This window comes from Halomonas kalidii (assembly GCF_030010475.1).
Taxonomy (GTDB): Bacteria; Pseudomonadota; Gammaproteobacteria; order Pseudomonadales; family Halomonadaceae; genus Halomonas; species Halomonas heilongjiangensis.
This window is the reverse complement of sequence record NZ_JASCQN010000054.1, coordinates 324813-345845: the sequence shown is the minus strand read 5'-3', so window position 1 is coordinate 345845 and position 21033 is coordinate 324813. Positions and strand designations below refer to the sequence as shown.

Here is a 21033-nt window from a genome sequence, read left to right as displayed (position 1 = left end):
CCGCGAGGCCCCGGCCAGCGGCGCGACGTGCCGGGCGTCAGCTGGTGGCGGTCTCGGTGCCGCGCCGCGCCTCCTCGATGGCGGCCATCACGTGAGCGACATCGGGCACCCGATGCGCCAGGGCCAGCGCCAGCTGGGCGAGGAACAGGCGCTCCTGCGCCTCGGGCAGGGCATCCAGGGTGGTGGCCAGATGCTCGTAGACCCTCTCCAGGTCGGCGAAGGGCAGTGTCGGTGTGGTCATGATCATTCTCCTCCCAGGGCGGTCACCAGGGCCGCCTCGAGGGCGGCGGGGTCGAGGGTCGTCCAGCGCGCCGCCACATGGCGGTCCGGGCGCACCAGATAGGCCGTACCGTTCGTGGCCCCATAGGCGGCGAAGTGATCGCCGTCGGGGTCCGGCAGGATGGGGCCCGGGCCCTCCTCAGCCGCCTGGCGGCTGATGGTCACGACCGTGAACTCGGGATCGCGGGCCCGCAGGTCCATCAGGCGCTCGTCCAGGTCGTCCGGCAGGCGGCCGTCCGCGCTGAACAGCAACAGGGTGAAGCCCGTGCCCAGGTGGTCGAGCAGGAAGTCGTCTTCGCCCAGCCGGCGGTTGATCAGCGGTGCACCGGGCACGGGGCCGGCAGCGAAGGTGTCGCTGTCGGCCAGGGTCAGGGGGCTCTCGGCATAGGTATAGGGGGTGACCTGGCGCGGGTCGGCGAAGGAGCTGGCGTAGTCGTGGTGCACGGCCAGCGACAGGGCGGCGTCGCGCATCAGCCGGTAACCGCGACTCGGCGGCGTCATGAAGCGGGTGCTCCTGCCAGCATTGGCGAACACGTCCAGGGTGGCGCCACGGCGCTCCGGTGTGTAGCTGTCGAGCAGCCGGTCCGGGGCCTGCCCGTGGAGCACCCGGGCCAGCTTCCAGCCGGCGTTGACCGCATCGGCCAGGCCGTTGTTGAGCCCGCGAACGCCGAAGATCGGCACCAGGTGGGCGCTGTCACCGATGAACAGCACCCGGCCATGGCGATAGTCGTCGAGCGCCAGGGTGTGGGCCTTGTAGAGGCTCCACCACTCCAGCTCCCAGTCGCCCTCTTCGCCGAGCATCGCGATGATGGTGGCGACCCGCTCGCGGATGTTGGCCTCCTCCACCGCCTGCTCGGGATCCTCGTCGGGGCCGAGCTGGTAGTCGATGCGCCAGATGTCGTCGGGTTGCTTGTGCACCAGAAGGGTGGAGTCGGGCAGCGCCGAGGAGTGGAAGAAGGCGCGGCGCTCGGTGGGGAAGTCCGATTGCATTCGCACGTCGGCGATCACGTAGCGTCCCTCGTAGGCCTCGCCGTGCAGTGACAGGCCGAAGGCCTTGCGCACCACGCTGCGCGCCCCGTCGGCGGCCAGCAGGTAGTCGGCCTCGAGCCGGTAGTCGCCCTCCGGCGTGGTCACCTCCAGGGTCACGCCCCGGTCGTCCTGGCTGACACCGGTCACCGCGCTCTGCCAGCGCAGCTCGACGAGGTCGCTCTCCTCGGCCTTGTCGATCAGGAACTGCTCGATGTACTGCTGCTGCAGGTTGACCATCGGGTAGAAGCGCTCCTGGTCGGAATGCGGCATCTCGAAGCGATAGATCTTGCGGTCGCGGAAATAGGTGCGGCCCCGGGTCCAGCCCAGCCCCTTCTCCGTGAAGCGTTCGTCGACGCCGAGCTGCTGGAGGATCTCGAGGCTGTGGCGGGAGATGCAGATCGCCCGGGAGCCGTCGTTGACGGTGGCCTTGTCGTCGAGCACCACCGATTCGATGCCGTGGCGGGCCAGCTCCAGGGCGGCGGTCACGCCCACCGGGCCGGCGCCGACGATGGCCACGCGGTGGCGTAGGGTCTGGCCGTTGAGCTCCGGGGGGCGAACGAACGGGAAGTGTGGATAATCGAAATAGAGCGAGTCGGTCTCGGCGCGTCCGGCGGGTCGCATGGGGCGGGCTCCTGTTATGGTTGTCGGATCAGCTATCACTCAGCATATCCCGCCGCGAGCCCCATGCCTGTCCCGTAAAAGCCGGGACAAGTGACGGCAGCACTGCCCAGGAGAGACCGCATGACCGCCCCTCGCCCCCCGTCGGACTGGCCCTCCCTGATGTCCTCCGTGGCCGCCTGCATCGAGGCCTTGGGCGATCCGGCCTTCGAGACCCACCTGCTGGCGCTGCTGCGTGACACGGCGCGCATCGAGCAGTGCATGATCTTCGCCTACGACGACGAGGACGGGGTAGACTGCCTGCTGGCCGCCAACGAGCGCCAGCCGCGCATGGCCGGACGCCTGGCGCGGCTCTATACCGATGGCCTGTTCCGCCAGGATCCCAACTACCGGGGGCTGCGCCAGGCCAGCGACGATGCCCCCCGAGTGGGGCTCGCCCCGATGCAGGCCGAGGAGATGCCACCGGCCTACCGCGGCCACCTGTTCGCCTTCCCCGACCTGGTGGACAAGGTTGCCCTGACCGTCCGCGAGGCCGAGGTCGCCTATACCCTCAATCTCTATCGCGGCCGCGATACCGGCGCCTTCTCGACGGCCGACCTGGCCGGCCTGGACGCCATGGCACCGCTGCTCGCCAGCCTGATACGCCGCCACTACGCGACCGCCCGCCCCGCCTCCCAGCAGCCCAGCGCCGAGGAGGCCGCCGTGCTCGCCCCGCTCTCGGAGCGCGAGCGCCAGCTCTGCCTCTTCCTGCTGCGCGGCCACACCCTCAAGACCGCCGCCGCCGAGCTCGATATCGCCGTGTCGACGGCGGAAACCTACCGCAAGCGCGCCTACGCCAAGCTGGGGGTACCGTCCAAGGCGCGGCTGGTGGCGCTGTGTCGGCGCCAGTGACGGGCCATCGTGTTCCGAGTGGCCCGCCCTGCCGCGGGTTGAGAATCTGTTTTTCTGATCCAAAGACAATAATAACTATATTTTAACTAATCATTGGGCGCGCCTAAGGTGTGGGAATAACAACATCACCGAAGGAGACACCGCCCATGACAGTCGAAAGCATCGATACGCTGGTGGTTGGCGCCGGCCAGGCCGGCGTGGCCATGAGCGAACACCTGAGTAATCAGGGCGTGCCCCACCTGGTGCTGGAGCGCCACCGTATCGCCGAGGCCTGGCGCACCCGTCGCTGGGACTCCCTGGTGGCCAATGGTCCGGCCTGGCACGACCGCTTCCCGGGGCTGGAATTCGACGACCTGGATCCGGATGCCTTCGCCTCGAAGGAGCGGGTGGCGGCCTATTTCGAAGCCTATGCCCGCAAGATCAATGCCCCCATCCGCACCGGGGTGGAAGTGATGTCGGTGGAGCGCAACACCGGCCGGCCGGGCTTCACCGTCGAGACCTCCGGTGGGGTCATCGAGGCCAATCGGGTGGTGGCCGCCACCGGTCCCTTCCAGACACCGGTGATTCCGCCCATCGCCCCCGACGACGAGGCCTTCACGCAGATTCACTCCGCCGAGTATCGCAATCCCGAGCAGTTGCCGGAAGGGGCTGTGCTGGTGGTGGGCGCCGGTTCCTCCGGGGTGCAGATCGCCGAGGAGCTGCAGCGCGCCGGCAAGCGGGTCTACCTCTCGGTGGGGCCCCACGATCGTCCGCCCCGGGCCTACCGGGGGCGCGACTTCTGCTGGTGGCTGGGGGTGCTCGGCGAGTGGGACGCCGAGATGATGAGGCCCGGTACCGAGCACGTCACCATTGCCGTCAGCGGTGCCGATGGTGGCAAGACCATCGACTTTCGCGAACTGGCCCATGGTGGCATGACCCTGGTTGGCCGGACCCGGGCCTTCGCCGACGGCAAGGTCACCTTCGAATCCGACCTGGCCGACAACCTGGCCGCCGGTGACGAGAACTACCTGTCGAAACTGGATGCCGCCGACGACTATATCCTGCGTAACGGCATCAATTTGCCGGAAGAGCCGGGGGCCCGCGCCATCCCTCCGGACCCCCAGTGCGTCAGCGATCCGATCCTCGAGCTCGACCTGGCCGAGGCCGGCATTACCGCTATCGTCTGGGCCACCGGCTTCTCGGTGGACTATCGCTGGTTGAAGGTCGACGCCTTCGACGACAACGGCAGGCCCCGGCATCAGCGTGGGGTGTCCAGCGAGCCCGGCGTCTACTTCGTCGGCCTGCCGTGGCTGTCCCGGCGTGGTTCCAGCTTTATCTGGGGGGTATGGCACGACGCCAGGCATATCGCCGATCACATCGCCACCCAGCGCAAGTACCTGGCCTACCACGCCGAGGCCCAGCGCCGGGTCGAGGATGATGCCTCGCCGCGCCGAGCAGTGACCGTCGAGTAAGCCAGCGGGGAGGCGCTCCGCCTCCCTCCTTTATTGCCTCAGCAGGACCAAGGAGCCGTCGATGCCGACGCATACCCGAATTCGCATGTTCAATACCAAGGCCACCTATCCCAACCAGAGCCTGGACAACGACCTCTGCCAAGCGGTGCGGGCCGGCAATACCGTCTATGTGCGTGGCCAGGTGGGCACCGACTTCGAGGGGCGCCTGGTCGGCCTGGGCGACCCCGCCGCCCAGGCCAACCAGGCGATGAAGAACGTCAAGCAGCTACTCGAGGAAGCCGGCAGCGACCTCAGTCATATCGTCAAGACCACCACCTATATCACCGACCCGCGCTTCCGCGAGCCGGTCTACCGGGTGGTGGGTCAGTGGCTCGAGGGCGTCTTCCCCATCTCCACCGGCCTGGTGGTGGCGGGGCTGGCCCAGCCGGAGTGGCTGATGGAGATCGATGTGATCGCCGTGATTCCCGACTCAGAGGAGGGAGCCGCATGACCTTTTCCATCGCCGGCTTGTGCCGCGAGACCGGCCAATTCGGCACCGCCATCAGCTCCTCGAGCATCTGCGTGGCCAGCCGCTGCCCCTTTATCGCCCCCGGCGTGGGGGTGGTATTGACCCAGAACGTCACCAACCCGGTGCTGGGCCAGCGCGGCACCGAGCTGCTGGCCCAGGGCCTGGATGCCGAGTCGGTGCTGGCGCGGCTGGTGGCGGAGGAGCGCTTCCCCGAATGGCGCCAGCTTCAAGTGCTCGACGCCAAGGGGCGCAGCGCCGTGCACAGCGGCACCGAGACCCTGGGGGTCCATGCCACTCGCCGTGGCCGCGACTGCGTGGCCGGTGGCAACATGCTCGCCGACACCGCGGTGATCGACGCCCTGGTGGAGACCTTCGAGCGCCACGAGGGGGAGCTCGCCGAGCGGCTGCTGGCGGCGCTGGAGGCGGGGCTGGCCGCCGGGGGTGAAATGGGCCCGGTGTATTCGGCGGGGCTCAAGGTGACCGACCGGGCCAGTTGGCCGGTGGTGGACCTGCGGGTGGACTGGCATATCGCTCCCATTCAAGAGCTGCGCATGGTGTGGCAGGCCTACCGCCCCCAGCGCGACGCCTATGTCTGCCGCGCCATCGATCCCAACCAGGCACCGGGCTATGGGGTGCCGGGAGACGACCGATGAGCGACGCCTCGACGGCGTGTGTCGCGTTGCTCAAGCGACTGATCGCCTTCGATACCACCAGCGAGCGCAGCAACCTGCCGCTGATCCTCTTCGTGCGGGACAGGCTCGCCGAGCAGGGCATCGAGGCGACCCTGATCCCTTCGGCCTGCGGCGAGAAGGCCAACCTCTACGCCACCATCGGGCCCCGCGACCGCCCCGGGGTGATGCTGTCCGGCCACACCGACACCGTGCCGGTGACCGGCCAGGCCTGGAGCAGCGACCCCTACTGCCTGACCGCCAGGGGGCAGCGCCTCCATGGTCGCGGCACCGCGGACATGAAGGGCTTCCTGGCGGCGGTGCTGGCGGCGGTACCGGCCATGGCTCGCGCCGAGCTGACCGCGCCGATCCATCTGGCCTTTTCCCACGACGAGGAAGTGGGCTGCGTGGGAGTGCGCAGCCTGCTGGCGGCCATGCAGCGCTTCCGGGTGCGCCCTGCCGCCTGTGTGGTGGGCGAGCCCACCTCGATGCGACTGGCCACCGCCCACAAGGGCAAGCTGGCCGGCCGCATCGAGGTGAAGGGCAAGGCCTGCCACTCCGGCATGGCCCCGGAGGGCATCAATGCCATCCAGCAGGCGGCGCCGCTGATCCAGTGGTTCGCCGACACCGCCGCCGCCAAGGCCGAGGTCGGGCCCTTCGATACCCGCTTCGCCATCCCCTGGACCACCCTGCAGTTGGGCACCATCGAGGGGGGCTCGGCGCTCAATATCGTGCCGGCCCAGTGCCGTTTCGACTTCGAAGTGCGTAACGTGCCGGACGAGGACCCGGATCGCCTGCTGGCGCCGCTCGAGGCCGAGGTGGCACGCCTGGATGCCGAGCTCAGGGCGCGCCATCCCGAGGCGGGCGTCACCTTGACGTGGCTCGGCGACTACCCGGGCCTGGCCATGGCGGAGCAGGGCGAGCTGGTGGAGGTAATCCTGGCGCTGCTGGCCGGCCCGGGCCGCGAGCGCATCGGCTTCGGTACCGAGGCGGGGCTCTTCCAGCAGGAATTGGGTATTCCCACGCTGGTCTGCGGCCCCGGCAGCATGGCCCAGGGGCATCAGCCCGACGAGTACGTGACCCGGGAGCAGCTGGGCCGCTGCGAGGCCTTCCTGGCGCGGCTGACCGAGGCCTTGGCCGACCCCGAGGCGGTGGCGCGCCTGGATCGCGCCTGCGTCTCCTTGGGCTCCGACTAGCCGAGCCGGAACAGTTGGCGATGCTAACGTCACTGGGCCAGCCTTGGTATGCTCGGCAGAGGCGGCGCCGCCGCTTCGAGCCCCGAGTCCGGATATCCGTCGATGCGTCACTTTACCCTCAAGCAGCTGCGCTACTTCGTCGTCGCCGGCGACCTCTCCAGCGTCACCCAGGCGGCCAGGCAGCTGCATGTCTCCCAGCCCTCCATCTCGGCGGCCATCCAGCAGATCGAGGAGACCACCGGCCTGCAGCTCTTCGTGCGCCACCATGCCCAGGGGCTCTCCCTGACGCCGGCCGGCAAGCAACTGCTGGTGCGCGCCAAGCAGCTGCTACGTGACGCCGAGGGGCTGGAGCGCTTCGCCGTTTCCCTGGGCGAGGAGATCGGCGGCGAGCTGCGCCTGGTGGCCTTTCCCACCTTCGCTCCGGTGTTCCTGCCCCAACTGCTGCGCCGCTACGCCGATCGCTACCCGGCGGTGAGCCTGCAGTGCGACGAGATGAACCAGGCGGATATCGTCGCCGGGCTGGGCAAGGGGGACTACGAGCTGGCCTTCACCTACGACCTCCAGGTCCCCGAGAGCATCGACTTCACGCCCCTCTACCGCTTTCCCCCCTATGCGGTGGTCAGCGTCGCTCACCCCCTGGCCAGTCGCGACAGCGTGCGCCTCGCCGAGCTGGTGAAGTATCCCATGGTGATGCTCGACTGGCCGCTGAGCCGCGAGTACTTCCTGTCGATCTTCTCCCTTCTGGGCCTCTCGCCCACCGTGGCTCACCGCGCCAAGTCCATGGACATGATTCGCGGTCTGGTGGCCAACGGCTTCGGCTTCTCGCTGTTCAATACGCCCTTGACCACCCTCGACGCCTTCGATGGCGGGCGGCTCAAGGCGCTGACCCTCGACGACGAGGCGCCGCCGCTCTCCATGGGCATCGCCTGTCTGCGCGGGCTGCGCCTGAGCCCCGCCGCCGAGGCCATGCACCGGCTGGTCTGCAACGTCGAAACGCTGACGCCGACCCTGGAGCTGCTGGCGCCCTATCTCGTCCAGGCACCCGAGCCGTTGATCGGACTCCAGGACGCGGATTGACGCCACCGGCGCGCCCTGTTGGCCTTGCCGCCCTGCGAGCTGGGCCAGCGGGGCCCGGCGTCGCTGCCCACGATTTCCCCTTTATCAATGAACCGCGCAGCCGGCGGGTTGAGTTCCTTTTTGCATAAGAAAAACTGAGCCAAGGCTTAGCATAATAATATTTTAGCTAATCAACCCCCAGGACTATCGTGAACTCACCAAGCGTGATTCATGCCTCTCGAGGCCCATAACTACAACCCCCGACGACTGGAGTGCTTCCCATGGCGGCACACGATCTTTCCTACTGGCGTGACCTGCGCACTCGGCTGAGCCTGCCCGGTGGCGCCTTCATCGATGGGCAGCGTGTCGAGGGCGCCGATGGCGGTACCCTGACTACCTGGAACCCGGCTACCGGCGAGGCGCTGGGCGAGGTGGCGGCCTGCACCGCCGCGGACGTGGATCGGGCCGTGGCCGCGGCGCGCGCGAGCTTCGCGGCGGGCACCTGGTCCCGGGCCGCACCGGCCCATCGCAAGGCGGTGCTGCAGCGCCTGGCGGCCTTGATGATGGAGCATCGGGACGAGCTGGCGCTGCTCGAGACCCTGGACACCGGCAAGCCGATCAGCGATGCCCACGGCATCGATATCCCCGGTGCCGCCGGCTGCTTCGCCTGGTACGCCGAGGCCACCGACAAGCTCTATGGCGAGGTGGCGCCCACCGATGGCGACAACCTGGCCACCATCACCCGGGAACCCGTCGGCGTGGTGGCGGCGGTGATCCCCTGGAACTTCCCCCTCGATATCACCGCCTGGAAGCTGGCCCCGGCACTCGCCGCCGGCAACAGCGTGATCCTCAAACCGGCGGAGCAGTCGCCGCTCACCGCCCTGCGCCTGGCGGAGCTGGCCAAGGAGGCGGGGCTGCCCGACGGCGTCTTCAATGTGCTGCCCGGCCATGGCCACGTCACCGGTCAGGCGCTCGGGCTGCACCCGGACGTGGACTGCCTCGCCTTCACCGGCTCCACCGCGACCGGCAAGCGCTTCCTTGAGTACGCCGCTGCCTCCAACATGAAGCAGGTATGGCTGGAGTGTGGCGGCAAGAGCCCCAACCTGATCTTCGCCGACTGCGACCTGGATGCCGCCGCCGCCGCCGCGGTGCAGGGCATCTACTTCAACCAGGGCGAGGTGTGCTCCGCCAACTCGCGGATCCTGGTGCAGCGCGACATCAAGGAGGCCTTCGTGGCCCGCTTCGTCGAGGAGGCCGCCAGGCTCAAGGTGGGTGATCCCCTGGATCCCGAGACCCGGGTCGGATCGCTGATCGACAACGATCATGCCAAGCGGGTGCGCGGCTTTATCCAACTGGGCGTGGAAGAGGGCGCCAGGTTGGCCCTGGGCGAGGCCCCGGCGGCGGATGCCGAGGGCGCCTTCGTCATTCCGACCCTCTTCGAGGGCGTCACGCCCCGGATGACCATCGCCCGGGAGGAGATCTTCGGCCCGGTGGCGGTGCTGATCGAGTTCGCCGACGAGGACGAGGCGGTGACCATCGCCAACGACTCCATCTACGGCCTGGCCGCCTCGGTATGGACCCGTGACCTGTCCCGGGCGCACCGGGTGTCGCGCCGCCTGCAGGCCGGCACCGTCTCGGTCAACACCGTCGATGCCATCGACTTCACCACCCCCTTCGGCGGCTACAAGCAGTCCGGCTTTGGCCGCGACCTGTCGCTGCACGCCCTGGACAAGTTCACGCAACTCAAGACCACCTGGATTCGCCTCTGAGCGAAGTTCCCCGCTCGTCGCCCGACCCCGGCGGCGAGTGTCGACGACAGCACAACAACAACGAAGGTGACGACAATGCAACAGACACAGCCCCCGGTTGCCGGCGCCCCTGCCGTGGCAACCACCAGCGACACCCCCCGTGGTGTCCTGGGCTTCAAATCACTGCTGGCAGTGGCGGTCGGCCTGGTCGTCTCCCAGGGCGTGATGGTGATCATGCTCCAGGGGGTCGGCATCGCCGGCGCCGCCTTCATCGTGCCACTGACCATCGCCTGGGTGCTGGCACTCTGCTACGCCGCGTCCTTCTCGGAACTGGCGCTGATGGTGCCCCGGGCGGGCAGCCTGAGTGCCTATACCGAGGTCGCGCTGGGCCACTTCCCGGCCATCCTCTCGGTCTTCTCCGGCTATGTGGTGGTGGCCATGTTCGCGCTCTCCGCGGAGCTCTTGCTGGTCGACTACCTGCTGGGGGTGCTCTATCCCGGCCTGGGCGGCAGCCTCTGGATCGCCTTCGGCATCCTCGGCGTGTTCACCGCGCTCAACCTGCTCGGCATCGATGTCTTCGCCAAGCTGCAGAACCTGCTGGCCTTCGTGATGGTGGTGGCCCTGACCCTGCTCGGCGTCAGCGCCCTGAGCGGCGGCTTCGCGCCTCACGAGATCGCCGCTGGGCAGCTCTTCGGCGAGTTCAACCTGGGCGACGGTGCCCTGACCCTGATCGCCCTGGCCATCTGGGGCTATGTGGGGGTGGAGTTCGTCTGCCCGCTGGTGGGGGAGTGCCGCAACCCGGCGCGCAACATTCCCCGCGCCATGTTCGTCGGCCTGACCATGATCTTCGGCGTCTTCCTGCTCTATTGCCTGGGTGCGCTCTTCTACATTCCCCGCGAGACCCTGATGAACGCCGAGCTGCCCCACCTGGAGTATGCCACCGCGGCCTTCGGCGGCTCCGGCACCTTCCTGCTGGCGGTGGCGGCGGTCACCGCCACCTGCAGCACCCTCAACACCTCGCTGGCCTCGGTGCCGCGCATGCTCCAGGGCATGGCCGAGCAGGGGCAGGTGTTCCCGCTCCTCGGTCGCCTGACGCCGACCAGCCGGGTGCCCTGGGTGGCGGTGCTGTTCATCGCCGGCGTCACCGGCCTGCCGCTGCTGATCTGGGGCAATGAGCCGGGCACCGTGGGGCTGCTGCTGGTGGCCGCCGCCATCGCCTGGTTGCTCGCCTACATCATCGCCCACGTCAACGTGATCGCCCTGCGTCGCCGTTATCCAGACGCCGAGCGTCCCTATCGCACCCCCTTCTACCCGCTGCCCCAGCTGATCGGCATCGTCGGCATGGTCTACGCCATCGTCTACGCCTCGCCGGCCCCGGAGCTGACCACCTGGATCTTCACCAGCGCCGGCGTGGTGCTGGGCATCGTCAGCCTGGTGGCCGTGGTGTGGATCAAGGGCGTGATGAAGAAGCCGCTGTTTCGCCCCGAGCCCCTGGAGGCGCTGGGGGTCGAGGCATCCACCCAGAACGACTGATACCCGGTGTCGGGTGCCTGGCCCGACGCCTGCTAACAACAGCAAGCCCCCGACTCGAACAGGAGTGCCGTCATGAACAGCCTCAACCAAACCGTCACCACGACCGCCAGCGACGAGAAGCAGCGGATCTGGGAAGCCGATCGCGATCACTTCATGCACCCCTGGACCGACTTCTCCACCTTCAAGGAGACCGGTTCCATGGTCTTCACCGCCGCCGACGGGGTCTCCATCCAGGACGCCGACGGCAGGCGCTACCTGGACGGCATCGGTGGCCTGTGGTGCGTCAATATCGGCTATGGCCGCAAGGAGATCGCCGCGGCGGTGGCGGAGCAGATCTGCGCCATTCCCTACTTCTCCACCTTCGGCCACCACACCACGCCGCCGGCGGCCAGACTCGCCGCCAAGCTGGCCGAGCTGGCCCCGGGCGATCTCAACCACGTCTTCTACGGCTGCGGGGGCTCGGTGGCCAACGACACCGCGGTGCGCCTGATCCACTTCTACTTCAACCAGCTCGGCAAGCCCACCAAGAAGCAGATCATCTCGCGCATCGACGGCTACCACGGCAGCACCTACATGGCCATGTCGATCACCGGGGTCAAGGTCGACCACATCGGCTTCGACATCGACGAAAAACTGGTGCATCACATCTCCTGCCCCAACCCCTATCGTCGTCCGGAAGGCCAGAGCCTGGACGCCTTCTGTGACGCGAAGGTGCGGGAGCTCGAGGACAAGATCCTGGAGATCGGCCCGGACAACGTGGCCGCCTTCTTCGCCGAGCCGATCATGGGCGCCGGCGGGGTGATCGTGCCGCCCGAGGGCTACCATAAGGCGACCCTCGCGGTGTGCCGCAAGTACGACGTGCTCTATGTCTCCGACGAGGTGGTCACCGCCTTCGGTCGCCTGGGTCACATGTTCGCCTCCGAGGACGAGTTCGAGATCGTCCCGGATATCATCACCTGCGCCAAGGGGCTCACCTCCGGCTACCTGCCGCTGGGGGCCACTATCTTCTCCGACCGTATCTATGCGGTGATCAGCAAGCCCCAGGCCGAGGGCGCCATCTTCACCCACGGCTTCACCTACTCCGGCCACCCGGTGAGCTGCGCCGCGGCGCTGAAGAACATCGAGATCCTCGAGCGCGAGGACATCTGCGATCACGTCAAGGATGTCGGCGCCTACTTCGAGAGCCGCATCCGCGAGCTCGGCGAGCTCGACCTGGTAGGCGATGTGCGGGGGCGCAAGTTCATGATCTGCCTGGAGAACGTGGCGAATAAAGAGACCAAGGAGCTGATCGATCCGGCGGCCAAGGTGGGTAACCGCATCGCCGACGCCTGCCAGAAGCGTGGCCTGATCGTGCGCCCGCTCGCGCATATGAACATCCTCTCGCCGCCCCTGATCCTCACCCGCGAGGACGCCGACTTCGTCGCCGAGACCCTGAAGGAGAGCATCCTCGAGGTCACCGCAGGCCTGCGCGCCGAGGGCTACCTGTCCCGTTGAGGGCATCCGCCTGCCCCGGAACGGGCCGGCGCATGCAGCGCCATTGACGGCGTTCCAAACGTAGCGACTCTCGTCGAGCCCTGAAGCCGCCAGGACATGGGCCGGTGCCCTCTTCACCGGCTTCGGGGCCGGCGTGTCTCGAATTCCGGAGCATTTGATTTCGACAAGAGTAGATCGGGAGGGAGTTATGGAATCGTGGACTTTCGTGGGGTTCTTCGTGGCCTCCACCGTGACGCTGGCCATCGCCGTACTGGCCCTAATGCTGGACTCGTGCCAGTCAGAGAACCAGAAGGGAGGTAAGCCCAATGCTTAACTGGACGCTACTTCTCCTCTCGGCCGCCGCCATGTTCCTGCTGTCATGGTGGTCGATGCGTGCCGCGGGGGATAAGGACGAGTCGGGCTTTCTCGTTGCCAACAACTCGCTGGGGCCCTTCGTCGCCGCCGCCACCATCATCGCGACGGGGTACAGCGGCTTCGTCTTCATGGGGGCACCGGGCGTCGCCTATCAATATGGCTCCTTCGAGCTCTACTCCAATGTCTTCTATACCCCGGCCTTCCTGGTCGCCACGGTTTTCTTTGCCGGCTTCCTGAGGAGAAAGGCGCACAAGATGGGTAGCCGGACCATCTCGGAGTATATCGCCAACAGTCACTCGGACGGGATGGCGGGGCGCTGGCTGCGGGCCATTTCCGCCATCATCATCGTGCTGCTGCTGAGCGTCTTCCTGGTTTCACAGATTCGGGCGATCGGTCTGCTGATGTCGGGCTGGCTGGGTATCTCATCGAATACGGCGGCGCTGTTCGTGACCCTGCTGGTGATCGGCTACACCATCTTCGGCGGCCTGCGCGCCGTGGCCTGGACCGACACGGTGATGATCCTGGGGATGGTGGGGGCCTCCTGCGCGATCGCCTATGTGATCTTCGTCCAGGTCGGGGCCGGGGAACTGATCGCGGGCCTGAACAGCATCGATCCCGAACTCGCCAACCCCTCCACGGGGGCCCCCTACGGCGACAGCACCCTGGCCTCCTTCCTGGTGCTGCCCTATGCCTTCATGTGGGCCGCGGTGCTGCCCTACATGTCGGTGCGCTTCCTGGCCATCAAGCAGGACGTCAGCATGGCCAGGGTGGGGATCTGGGTCGCCATCTTCGGGCTGCTTCTCAACTTCACCCCCCTGGCCGGGCTCTACGCGCGGGCCTACTTCCCGAACCTCGAGGCTCCGGATCTGGCCATGCCGACCTTTATCCAGAGCGCCTTCGGCCCGACCATGGCCAGCGTGATCACGTTATTCATCCTCTTTGCCATGAAGTCCACGGCCAACTCCCTGATGCATACCATCTCCACGGCGATCTCCTATGACGTGCGCCATGCACTGGGAGTGAAGTCAGGCTTTTTCAGCCGCATGAGCTTCAATCGGCTGATGGTGGTGGTCGTGGGAGTCATGGCGTTCGTCACCATGGCCTACCTGCCTCCGGTGATGGTGCTGTGGCTGGGGGTCCTCGGCAACGGCACCCTGATGGCGTCGCTGTTCGGGGTATCCCTTTGCTCCACCTTCTGGCAAGGCAACAGCATCGGGGCTCTCGCCTCTATCGCCTCGGGGTTCACGACGAGTGCCTATATATTGATGGCGACGGACATGGGATGGGTTCAGGGACCGCTGCTGGGCTGTCTGGTCTCGGCCGTCACCTATTTCGCGGTTAGTTCATTGACAAGGAAGTCCACCGAACGGCGGGTGAAAGAGTCACTGGCGAACTGAAGTCGAGGCCACCCGGCTAGACCAGACAACCCAGCCGGTGCTGGGGGGCGAGCCGGCCCATGGTGTCGCTGCCGGCGTGGGAGACGAAGGCCATGGGCACCTCGCCATGGCCCTCCGCCAGCCAGGCAGAGGCCATGCCGTCGGCCTACCGCAAGCACGCCTACGCCAAGCTCGGTGTGCCGTCCAAGGCGCGGCTGGTGGCGCTGTGTCGGCGCCACGCCTGAAGCAGGGCATGATGTCGCTATCGCTGGCGTGCCCTCAAAACGAAAAATTGGCGGCGAAAACCTGCGCTATAAACGGGATGGTCGCACCCGAGAATCCGTGACAATCGAGGTGAGCCAATGGCCATCCTCGGGGGGCGACCATGCCCAAGTCCCTGTCAGTGGTGCTGACCGCCACCCTGCTGCTGATCGCGACGAGCACGCAGGCCGGCCTGCACAGCCATGCACCCTGGGTCGCGAGCGTTACTACGGCGACCGAGAGATCGGTCTCGCTATGGTCCGAGTTGGCTGCCATCGAATTCCCTGCGGTGGCACCTGAAGAGGTCTGGGTACGCATCGACCTGAAGCGACGCGAACTGGCGCTGTTCCAGGGCGAGCAACGCATCCTGACGATCCCTTACCTGGCGTTTGGTACGGCCGGAGCCAACCGTATCCGCCTGCAAGGCAGCAGCCAGACGCCGATCGGTGACTTTCGCATCGACAGGATCAATCGCCAGAGTCGCTTCAGGCTGTTCTTCGGGATCGATTACCCGACCCCGGAAATCGCTCACGAGGCCTGGCAGAGCGGCATTCTCAGCGATGAGGACTACCACGATTACCGCAGCTACCGGCGCCGAAACGGCCACCCTCCGGCCCATACCCCGCTGGGCGGCCACATCGGCATCCACGGCCTCGGCAATCGCCCCGCCAATCTCCACCAGATTCGCGACTGGACCGAGGGTTGCATTGCCGTCACCAACACGGAAATCCAGATGCTGGAGCGCTGGTTGGATGTCGGCATGCTGGTGGTGATCCGCTGATCGGCCCGGCTTCAGTCGGAGGCCAGCGCCTCCTCCGGGATCTCCAGCCCGATCTCGCGGTAGTAGCGCTCGGCGCCCGGGTGCAGCGGCGTGTTGATGTCGACGAAGACGTCGTCGAGGGTGATGTTTCTCAGCACGGGGATCTGGGCCGAGCGTGCGTCTAGCCCCTCCCAGAAGGCCTTGGTCATGCGGTAGACGGCTTCTTCGGGTACGTCCTTGTTGGCCACCAGCCCCACCGTCACGCCGACGGTACGGATATCGCCCTCGGTCACCTGGTTGTCGCCATAGGCACCGGCCGGAATGGTCCCCAGGCGAAAACCGGGGCGCTCCAGCACCGGCCCCATGGCCGGATCATCGAGTTTATCGTCGGGAATGCCGAGCAGCCGGATCCGGTTGGTCAGGGCAATCTGCGAAATGGCCGGGCTTGGCGGCAGGGTCGGGTTGAAATAGACGTCGATGTGTCCGTCCTGGAAGCTCTGGGCCGCCGCGTCCCAGCCCAGGGCCACGACATCGTAATCCTCGTTGTGCTGCAACCCCGTCATGCCTTCGATATACAGCCGGGTGGTCTGATAGGCAGCGCCTCCCGGCGGACCGAGGAAGACCTTCTTGTCCTGGATGTCATCGAAGCTCTCGATGCCGGAATCGGCGAATGTCACCACGTGGTAGAAGCCCATGGGGAAGTTGAAGACGGTGCGCAGGTTCTCCGACAGCGCTCCCACTCCCTGGGCATCGCTGTAGGGGCCGGTCTCGGTGGCCATCATGTGGAACAGGTTCGGCGAGGACATGAAGAAGTGGGAGCGCCCCTGGGCCGTTTCCACGGCGTGGCGGGTGGCGGCACCGGTGGCGTTCACCTGGATGTCGTAGTCGTCGAGCCGATCGTTGACGATGGTGGCGAAGGTGTTCATGACGATATAGGGCGAGGTCCCCGGCCCCAGCGTCGACATGCGCAGGTTCTCGGCGGCGGTGGCTGCCCCACCTGTCAGCAGCGTCGTACACAGGAAGCCGGTGGTCATGATGCGCTTGAGATGCAGGGTGGCGTAGCTTGTGGTCATTGTTGTTCTCCGGGTCGGGTCGGGAGAGGCTCTCCGGCAGCGGTGAGCCGCAGGGAGTTCAAAGGGAAAGCGAGGTCATCTTCTTCGAGATATCGTGCCGGGCGAGGTGATGGAGGCTCTCCGCCGCGACGGCCGCGGCCAGCACGCCGAGCTGCAGGTAGAGCCCCGGCAGCACCAGCAGGATGGCACCGGCCATGCCGGCCGTCGCCCACAACGGCCCCCGCCCGGCAAACAGCGCCAGCATCCAGATGGCGGCAGCGAGCCGCAGCAGCACCCAGACGAACTCGCCGAGCGAGAAGTCCGTGATCAGCAGCAGGGACGGGCTGTAGACGAAGGCGAAGGGCACCAGGAAGCCCATCAGCGCCAGGCGCACGGCGGTAACGCTGATGCCCATGGGATTGGCATCGGCAATGGACGCCGCCGCATAGCCCGCCAGCGCCACCGGCGGGGTGATCGCCGACATCACGGCGAAGTAGACCACGAACATGTGCGCCGCGACGGTCGGCACGCCGAGCGCCTCCACCGCCGGCCCCATCACCAGGATGATGATCAGGTAGGCCGGCACGGTGGGCATTCCCATGCCCAGCATCAGGCACGCCATGGCCATCACGATCAGCGACATCAACAGCGAGCCATCCGACAGCGCCTGGGCCGCCGAGGCGAAACGCAGCCCCAGCCCGGTGAGGTTCATCACCCCGACGATCACGCCCACCGCCGCCACCGCCACCAGGATCTTGGCGCTGGCACCGGCGGCTCCGGTCACGGCCTCGCGCAGCGCCGTCAGCGAACGCGCCCGGCGGTTGAGCAACAGGCCCAGCCCCAGGGCGGTGGCGGTAGCCCAGAACCCGGCCATGGCCGGTGAGCTGCCCCCGATGAGCAGGCCGATGATCAGGCCCAGCGGCACGACGAACACGGAGAGCATCCACCAGTCGCGACCGACCATGCGCGGCAGCAGGGCGGGATCGGGACGCGCGATGCCCTGGCGCTTGGCTTCCACGGAGATGCAGACGAACAGGCTGCCGTAGTAGAGCAGCGCCGGGATCAGCGCCGCCAGGCAGATATAGAGGTAAGGAATCCCGGTGAGGTCGGCCATGATGAAGGCCACGGCCCCCATGATCGGTGGCATGATCTGCCCCCCGCTCGACGCCGCGGCCTCGACGGCGCCGGCGAAGCGGCCCGAAAACCCGGTACGCTTGATCATCGGGATGGTGACGACGCCGGTCCCCACCACGTTGGCCACCGCACTGCCGGACACCGAGCCGAACAGCGCGCTGGCCAGTACCGCCGCATGGGCCGTACCACCACGCAGCCAGCCGAGGCCGCGCATCGCCAGCTTGAGCAGCACCTCGCCGGCGCCCAGCGCCTCGAGCAGGGTGCCGAAGATGATGAAGACGATGATGGTGCCCACCACCACCGCCAGGGGACGACCGAATACCCCATCGAAGCTGTACCATAGGGTCAGTATCAGGTTCTCCAGGTTGACCCCGGAGTGGCCGAGCATGCCGCCGAAGTACTGGCCGAACAGCGCATAGGCGATCGCCACCAGGCAGACCATTACCAGCGGCAGCCCCACCGCCCGCCGCGCCATCTCCAGCACCACCACCAGGGCGCCGATGCCCAGTACCACGTCGATGGGCACCAGAAAATAGAGACCGAACTCCAGGGCGTTGGCGATCATGGCATAGCGCACCAGGGCCGCCACGAACATCGTGGTGAGCACCAGGTCGCCGAGCAGCCTCACGGGGCGAGTCGTGACGCCGGGTCGCGTCAGCAGCAGCAGGATGCCCAGCCCGAGCCCGCCCACGCGCGCCAGGGTCTCGTTGTAGATGCCGAAGCGAGCGGTGTAGAGGGCGCCGGCCACCAGGGCCACGGCGAAAAGCAGGAACAGTGCCTGCCTCAGCCAGCGGGTGGTGCGGAACAGCCAGTGCGGGTGGGGCGTGGTCGTCATCGGGGCGCTCCTTCATCCCGGCTCGTCGCCAGGATTGATTGTTGTCGCTGCAACTGTATGGCCCGATCGCCCCCCCGCCCATAGGCGACTTTTACAGGGTGAAAGGAAAGCCCCGAAAGAGCGGTCGCTGTCGACCAAAGTTCTATAAGCCCGGGCAGCCGCCCCGTTCAATAGAGCTGGTGTTCCTGAAAGGCCTGCGCCAGCTGCTCGGCCGCCGCCTGGAGGCGCTGGGCGAAACGCTCCTCCACCGGCTCCCCCTGGTGTGCCGATTTCACCCAGACCAGGCTCAGGCAGGCCTGCACATCGCCCATCACGATGATCGGCACGGCAATGGCCGAGAACTCCTCTGCGCTGGGCGAAGGCAGGGGGAACAGGGTGGGATCGCGCTGGGCATAACCTCGCCGCTGGACCAGGCGCCGCAAGCCATCGATATACCCCTCGTCCGCGGCCAGCCGGGCCTCTTCCCCACCCTGCTGCTTGAGCGTCTCGAGAATCGTCTTGAGTCGACGCTCATCACAGAACCCCAGGTAGGCGCGGCCCATCGCCGACTTCAGCATGCTCGGGCGGTAACCGATGACCTCGCGGTTGAGGACGATCGCCGTGCGCCGGCGCGACGTCTCGATGATGGCCATTCCCTTGCCGTCGTAGATGGCGATGTCCGAGGGCCAGACGAGTTCGTCCTGGAGCTGCTCGAGGACCGGAGCGGCGATCTGGGCAATGGCATCGTGCACGCTGACATGCTCGCCGAGATCATGCAGCCGGTAGGTCAGGCGATAGCGCTTGTCGCCCATCCCCCGGTAGACCCAGCCCTCGTGCTCGAGGGTGGCCAGGATGCGCAGGATGGTGGCCCGATCGATACCGGTGGCGTGGTGGAGCTCGCCCAGACTCACCGGGCCGCTGGCCCGGTCGATGGCATTGACGACGGCCAGGCCCCTGGCAAGGGCGCGAATCTGCTTGGACATTGCCCACCTCGTGTTTTTACGCAGTGAAAGCGTCGATTGCCACCGCCGTACTGTCAATGGAAAGTCAGCGCATGACCTTCCTGCCAGGAGGGCCGTGGCTGCTGCATGCCTTGCAGCAGCCGGCCCTCCTGGCGTCACTTCCCGAAGCGCAGGCGGTTCACCCCATGTCCACCCGGAAACCCAACATCCTGTTCATCATGGCCGACCAGCTACGGGCCGACTATCTCGGTTGCAACGGCCACCCCTCCATCCGCACGCCCAACATCGATGCCCTGGCAGCACGCGGCGTCAACTTCACCCGGGCCTACTGCCAGGCCCCGGTATGCGGGCCATCGCGGATGTCCTTCTACACCGGCCGCTACGCGATCAGCCACGGCGCCAGCTACAATAACGTGCCGCTGCGGGTCGATGAGCGCACCATCGGCGACTACCTGCGTCCCGAGGGCTATCGGGTCGCCCTGGTCGGCAAGACCCACATGCGGCGCGACGACGAAGGCATGGCCCGCCTGGGCATCGATCCCGACTCGTCGCGCGGCGTGCTGGTGAGCGAGTGTGGCTTCGAGCCCTTCGAGCGCGACGACGGCCTGCACCCCGACCAGAGCGCCGACCCCGACCTGCCCTACAACCGCTACCTGCGCAGCAAGGGCTATGCGGGGCCGAACCCCTGGCATGCTCACGCCAACTCGGCGCAGGGCGAGAATGGGGAAGTGCTGAGCGGCTGGCACATGCGCCACTGCCACCTCCCCGCCAGGGTCAGGGAGGAGGATTCGGAGACCGCCTACGCCACCAATCGCGCCATGGACTTCATCGAGGAGGCCGGCGACACCCCTTGGTGCCTGCACCTGAGCTATATCAAGCCGCACTGGCCCTATATGGCGCCGGCCCCCTATCACGCCATGTACGGACGACAGGACATCCTCCCGGCGGTGCGTTCCGAACAGGAGCGCGAGCAGCCGCACCCGGTACTCGAGGCCTTCATGAAGCATCCCGAGTCACTGGAGTTCTCCCGCGTCGAGGTGCGTGAGCGGGTGATTCCGGCCTACATGGGGCTGATCACCCAGCTCGATGACCATGTCGGGCGGCTGATGGCCTTCCTCGAGGAACGTGGCCAGCTGGACAATACCCTGATCGTCTTCACCTCGGACCACGGTGACTACCTGGGCGACCACTGGCTGGGGGAGAAGGAGCTGTTCCACGAGCCCAGCGCCCGGATCCCGATGATCGTGGTGGACCCGTCGCACCAGGCCGACGCCACCCGCAGCACGACTTGCGAGAGGCTCGTGGAGGCCATCGACCTGGTGCCCACCTTCGTCGATGTCGCCGGAGGGAACAGCAGCGACTGTGACCATGTGCTCGAAGGTCGCACGCTCCAGCCCCTGCTCCACGGCGCCACCCCGACCGACTGGCGGACCCACGCCTTCAGCGAGGCCGACTATGCCTGGCGGCCGGCAAGGAAGGAGCTGGGATTGGCTCCAGACGAAGCCAGGGCCTTTATGGTCACCGACGGGCGCTGGAAATACATCCACTACGAGCAGCATCGCCCGCAGCTCTTCGACCTGCGCGAGGACCCGCACGAGCTCGAGGACCTGGCCGCCCGCGCGGCGTATCAGGAGATCAGCCGGGCGATGGAGGAGGCCTTGACGAACTGGAGCCTGGAACGCAGGACCCGCGTGACCGTCAGCAACCAACGCGTCGCCGCGGCGACGGGCTCCGCCCACCAGCGAGGCTACCTGTTCGGCGTCTGGTAATGGCCACCGGCCCGGCAGCGGGAAAGCGAGCGGCCCCCGATATCCAGGATATCGGGGGCCGCTGCCTGGCAGGAGCGACG

General features: G+C 67.1%; 17 protein-coding genes. 12 read left to right on the top strand and 5 right to left on the bottom strand.

What is annotated here, in order from left to right; genetic code table 11:
* Positions 1-37: 37 nt before the first annotated feature.
* Together QLQ85_RS22110 and QLQ85_RS22105 are read right to left on the bottom strand one after the other, a co-directional pair.
* Entirely contained in the window at positions 38-241 is a 204-nt protein-coding gene (locus QLQ85_RS22110; protein WP_282740961.1) for a hypothetical protein, read from the bottom strand.
* A gap of 2 nt (positions 242-243) precedes the next feature.
* Positions 244-1929, bottom strand: a complete 1686-nt coding sequence (locus QLQ85_RS22105; RefSeq protein WP_282740960.1) for an FAD-dependent monooxygenase — start codon at positions 1927-1929, stop codon at positions 244-246.
* 120 nt (positions 1930-2049) lie between these two features.
* Here QLQ85_RS22105 and QLQ85_RS22100 point away from each other — a divergent pair, with 120 nt between their 5' ends.
* The 11 genes from QLQ85_RS22100 (at position 2050) to QLQ85_RS22050 (ending at position 15243) form a co-directional block, all read left to right on the top strand.
* Positions 2050-2817: a helix-turn-helix transcriptional regulator gene (locus tag QLQ85_RS22100; protein WP_282740959.1), complete on the top strand. Its 768-nt coding sequence runs from the start codon at positions 2050-2052 to the stop codon at positions 2815-2817.
* A gap of 146 nt (positions 2818-2963) precedes the next feature.
* Positions 2964-4268: a flavin-containing monooxygenase gene (locus QLQ85_RS22095; RefSeq protein ID WP_282740958.1), complete on the top strand. Its 1305-nt coding sequence runs from the start codon at positions 2964-2966 to the stop codon at positions 4266-4268.
* A 61-nt stretch (positions 4269-4329) separates the two neighbouring features.
* Positions 4330-4758, top strand: a complete 429-nt coding sequence (locus QLQ85_RS22090; RefSeq protein ID WP_282740957.1) for a RidA family protein — start codon at positions 4330-4332, stop codon at positions 4756-4758.
* Positions 4755-5429 carry a DUF1028 domain-containing protein gene (locus QLQ85_RS22085; protein WP_282740956.1) on the top strand — a complete coding sequence of 225 codons (675 nt, stop codon included), beginning with the start codon at positions 4755-4757 and terminating at the stop codon, positions 5427-5429. The genes QLQ85_RS22090 and QLQ85_RS22085 overlap by 4 nt, the downstream gene beginning before the upstream one ends.
* Positions 5426-6640, top strand: a complete 1215-nt coding sequence (gene argE, locus QLQ85_RS22080) for an acetylornithine deacetylase (RefSeq protein WP_282740955.1) — start codon at positions 5426-5428, stop codon at positions 6638-6640. Before QLQ85_RS22085 ends, argE begins: the two co-directional genes overlap by 4 nt.
* A gap of 102 nt (positions 6641-6742) precedes the next feature.
* Positions 6743-7717, top strand: coding sequence for a LysR family transcriptional regulator (locus QLQ85_RS22075; RefSeq protein WP_282740954.1), 975 nt, complete (start codon positions 6743-6745; stop codon positions 7715-7717).
* Between the two features lie 260 nt (positions 7718-7977).
* A complete protein-coding gene (locus tag QLQ85_RS22070; RefSeq protein WP_282740953.1) occupies positions 7978-9465 on the top strand; it encodes an aldehyde dehydrogenase in 1488 nt (495 codons plus the stop codon).
* A 75-nt stretch (positions 9466-9540) separates the two neighbouring features.
* Positions 9541-10977 carry an APC family permease gene (locus QLQ85_RS22065; protein ID WP_282740952.1) on the top strand — a complete coding sequence of 479 codons (1437 nt, stop codon included), beginning with the start codon at positions 9541-9543 and terminating at the stop codon, positions 10975-10977.
* A gap of 72 nt (positions 10978-11049) precedes the next feature.
* Positions 11050-12471 (top strand): aminotransferase, encoded by a 1422-nt coding sequence (locus tag QLQ85_RS22060; RefSeq protein WP_282740951.1) that lies wholly within the window; start codon positions 11050-11052, stop codon positions 12469-12471.
* Positions 12472-12776: 305 nt separating this feature from the next.
* Positions 12777-14222, top strand: a complete 1446-nt coding sequence (locus tag QLQ85_RS22055; protein WP_282740950.1) for a sodium:solute symporter family protein — start codon at positions 12777-12779, stop codon at positions 14220-14222.
* A gap of 364 nt (positions 14223-14586) precedes the next feature.
* The gene (locus QLQ85_RS22050) at positions 14587-15243 is read left to right on the top strand and encodes a L,D-transpeptidase (RefSeq protein WP_282740949.1); all 657 of its coding nucleotides are present in this window, start codon (positions 14587-14589) and stop codon (positions 15241-15243) included.
* 11 nt (positions 15244-15254) lie between these two features.
* Here the strand turns inward: QLQ85_RS22050 and QLQ85_RS22045 are convergent, their stop codons facing one another.
* From QLQ85_RS22045 to QLQ85_RS22035, 3 genes are all read right to left on the bottom strand, one after another.
* Positions 15255-16295 carry a TAXI family TRAP transporter solute-binding subunit gene (locus tag QLQ85_RS22045; protein ID WP_282740948.1) on the bottom strand — a complete coding sequence of 347 codons (1041 nt, stop codon included), beginning with the start codon at positions 16293-16295 and terminating at the stop codon, positions 15255-15257.
* Positions 16296-16353: 58 nt separating this feature from the next.
* A complete protein-coding gene (locus tag QLQ85_RS22040; protein ID WP_282740947.1) occupies positions 16354-18243 on the bottom strand; it encodes a TRAP transporter permease in 1890 nt (629 codons plus the stop codon).
* Positions 18244-18410: 167 nt separating this feature from the next.
* Positions 18411-19205 (bottom strand): helix-turn-helix domain-containing protein, encoded by a 795-nt coding sequence (locus QLQ85_RS22035; RefSeq protein ID WP_282740946.1) that lies wholly within the window; start codon positions 19203-19205, stop codon positions 18411-18413.
* Between the two features lie 71 nt (positions 19206-19276).
* Here QLQ85_RS22035 and QLQ85_RS22030 point away from each other — a divergent pair, with 71 nt between their 5' ends.
* The gene (locus QLQ85_RS22030; RefSeq protein WP_282740945.1) at positions 19277-20953 is read left to right on the top strand and encodes an alkaline phosphatase family protein; all 1677 of its coding nucleotides are present in this window, start codon (positions 19277-19279) and stop codon (positions 20951-20953) included.
* Positions 20954-21033 lie beyond the last annotated feature (80 nt).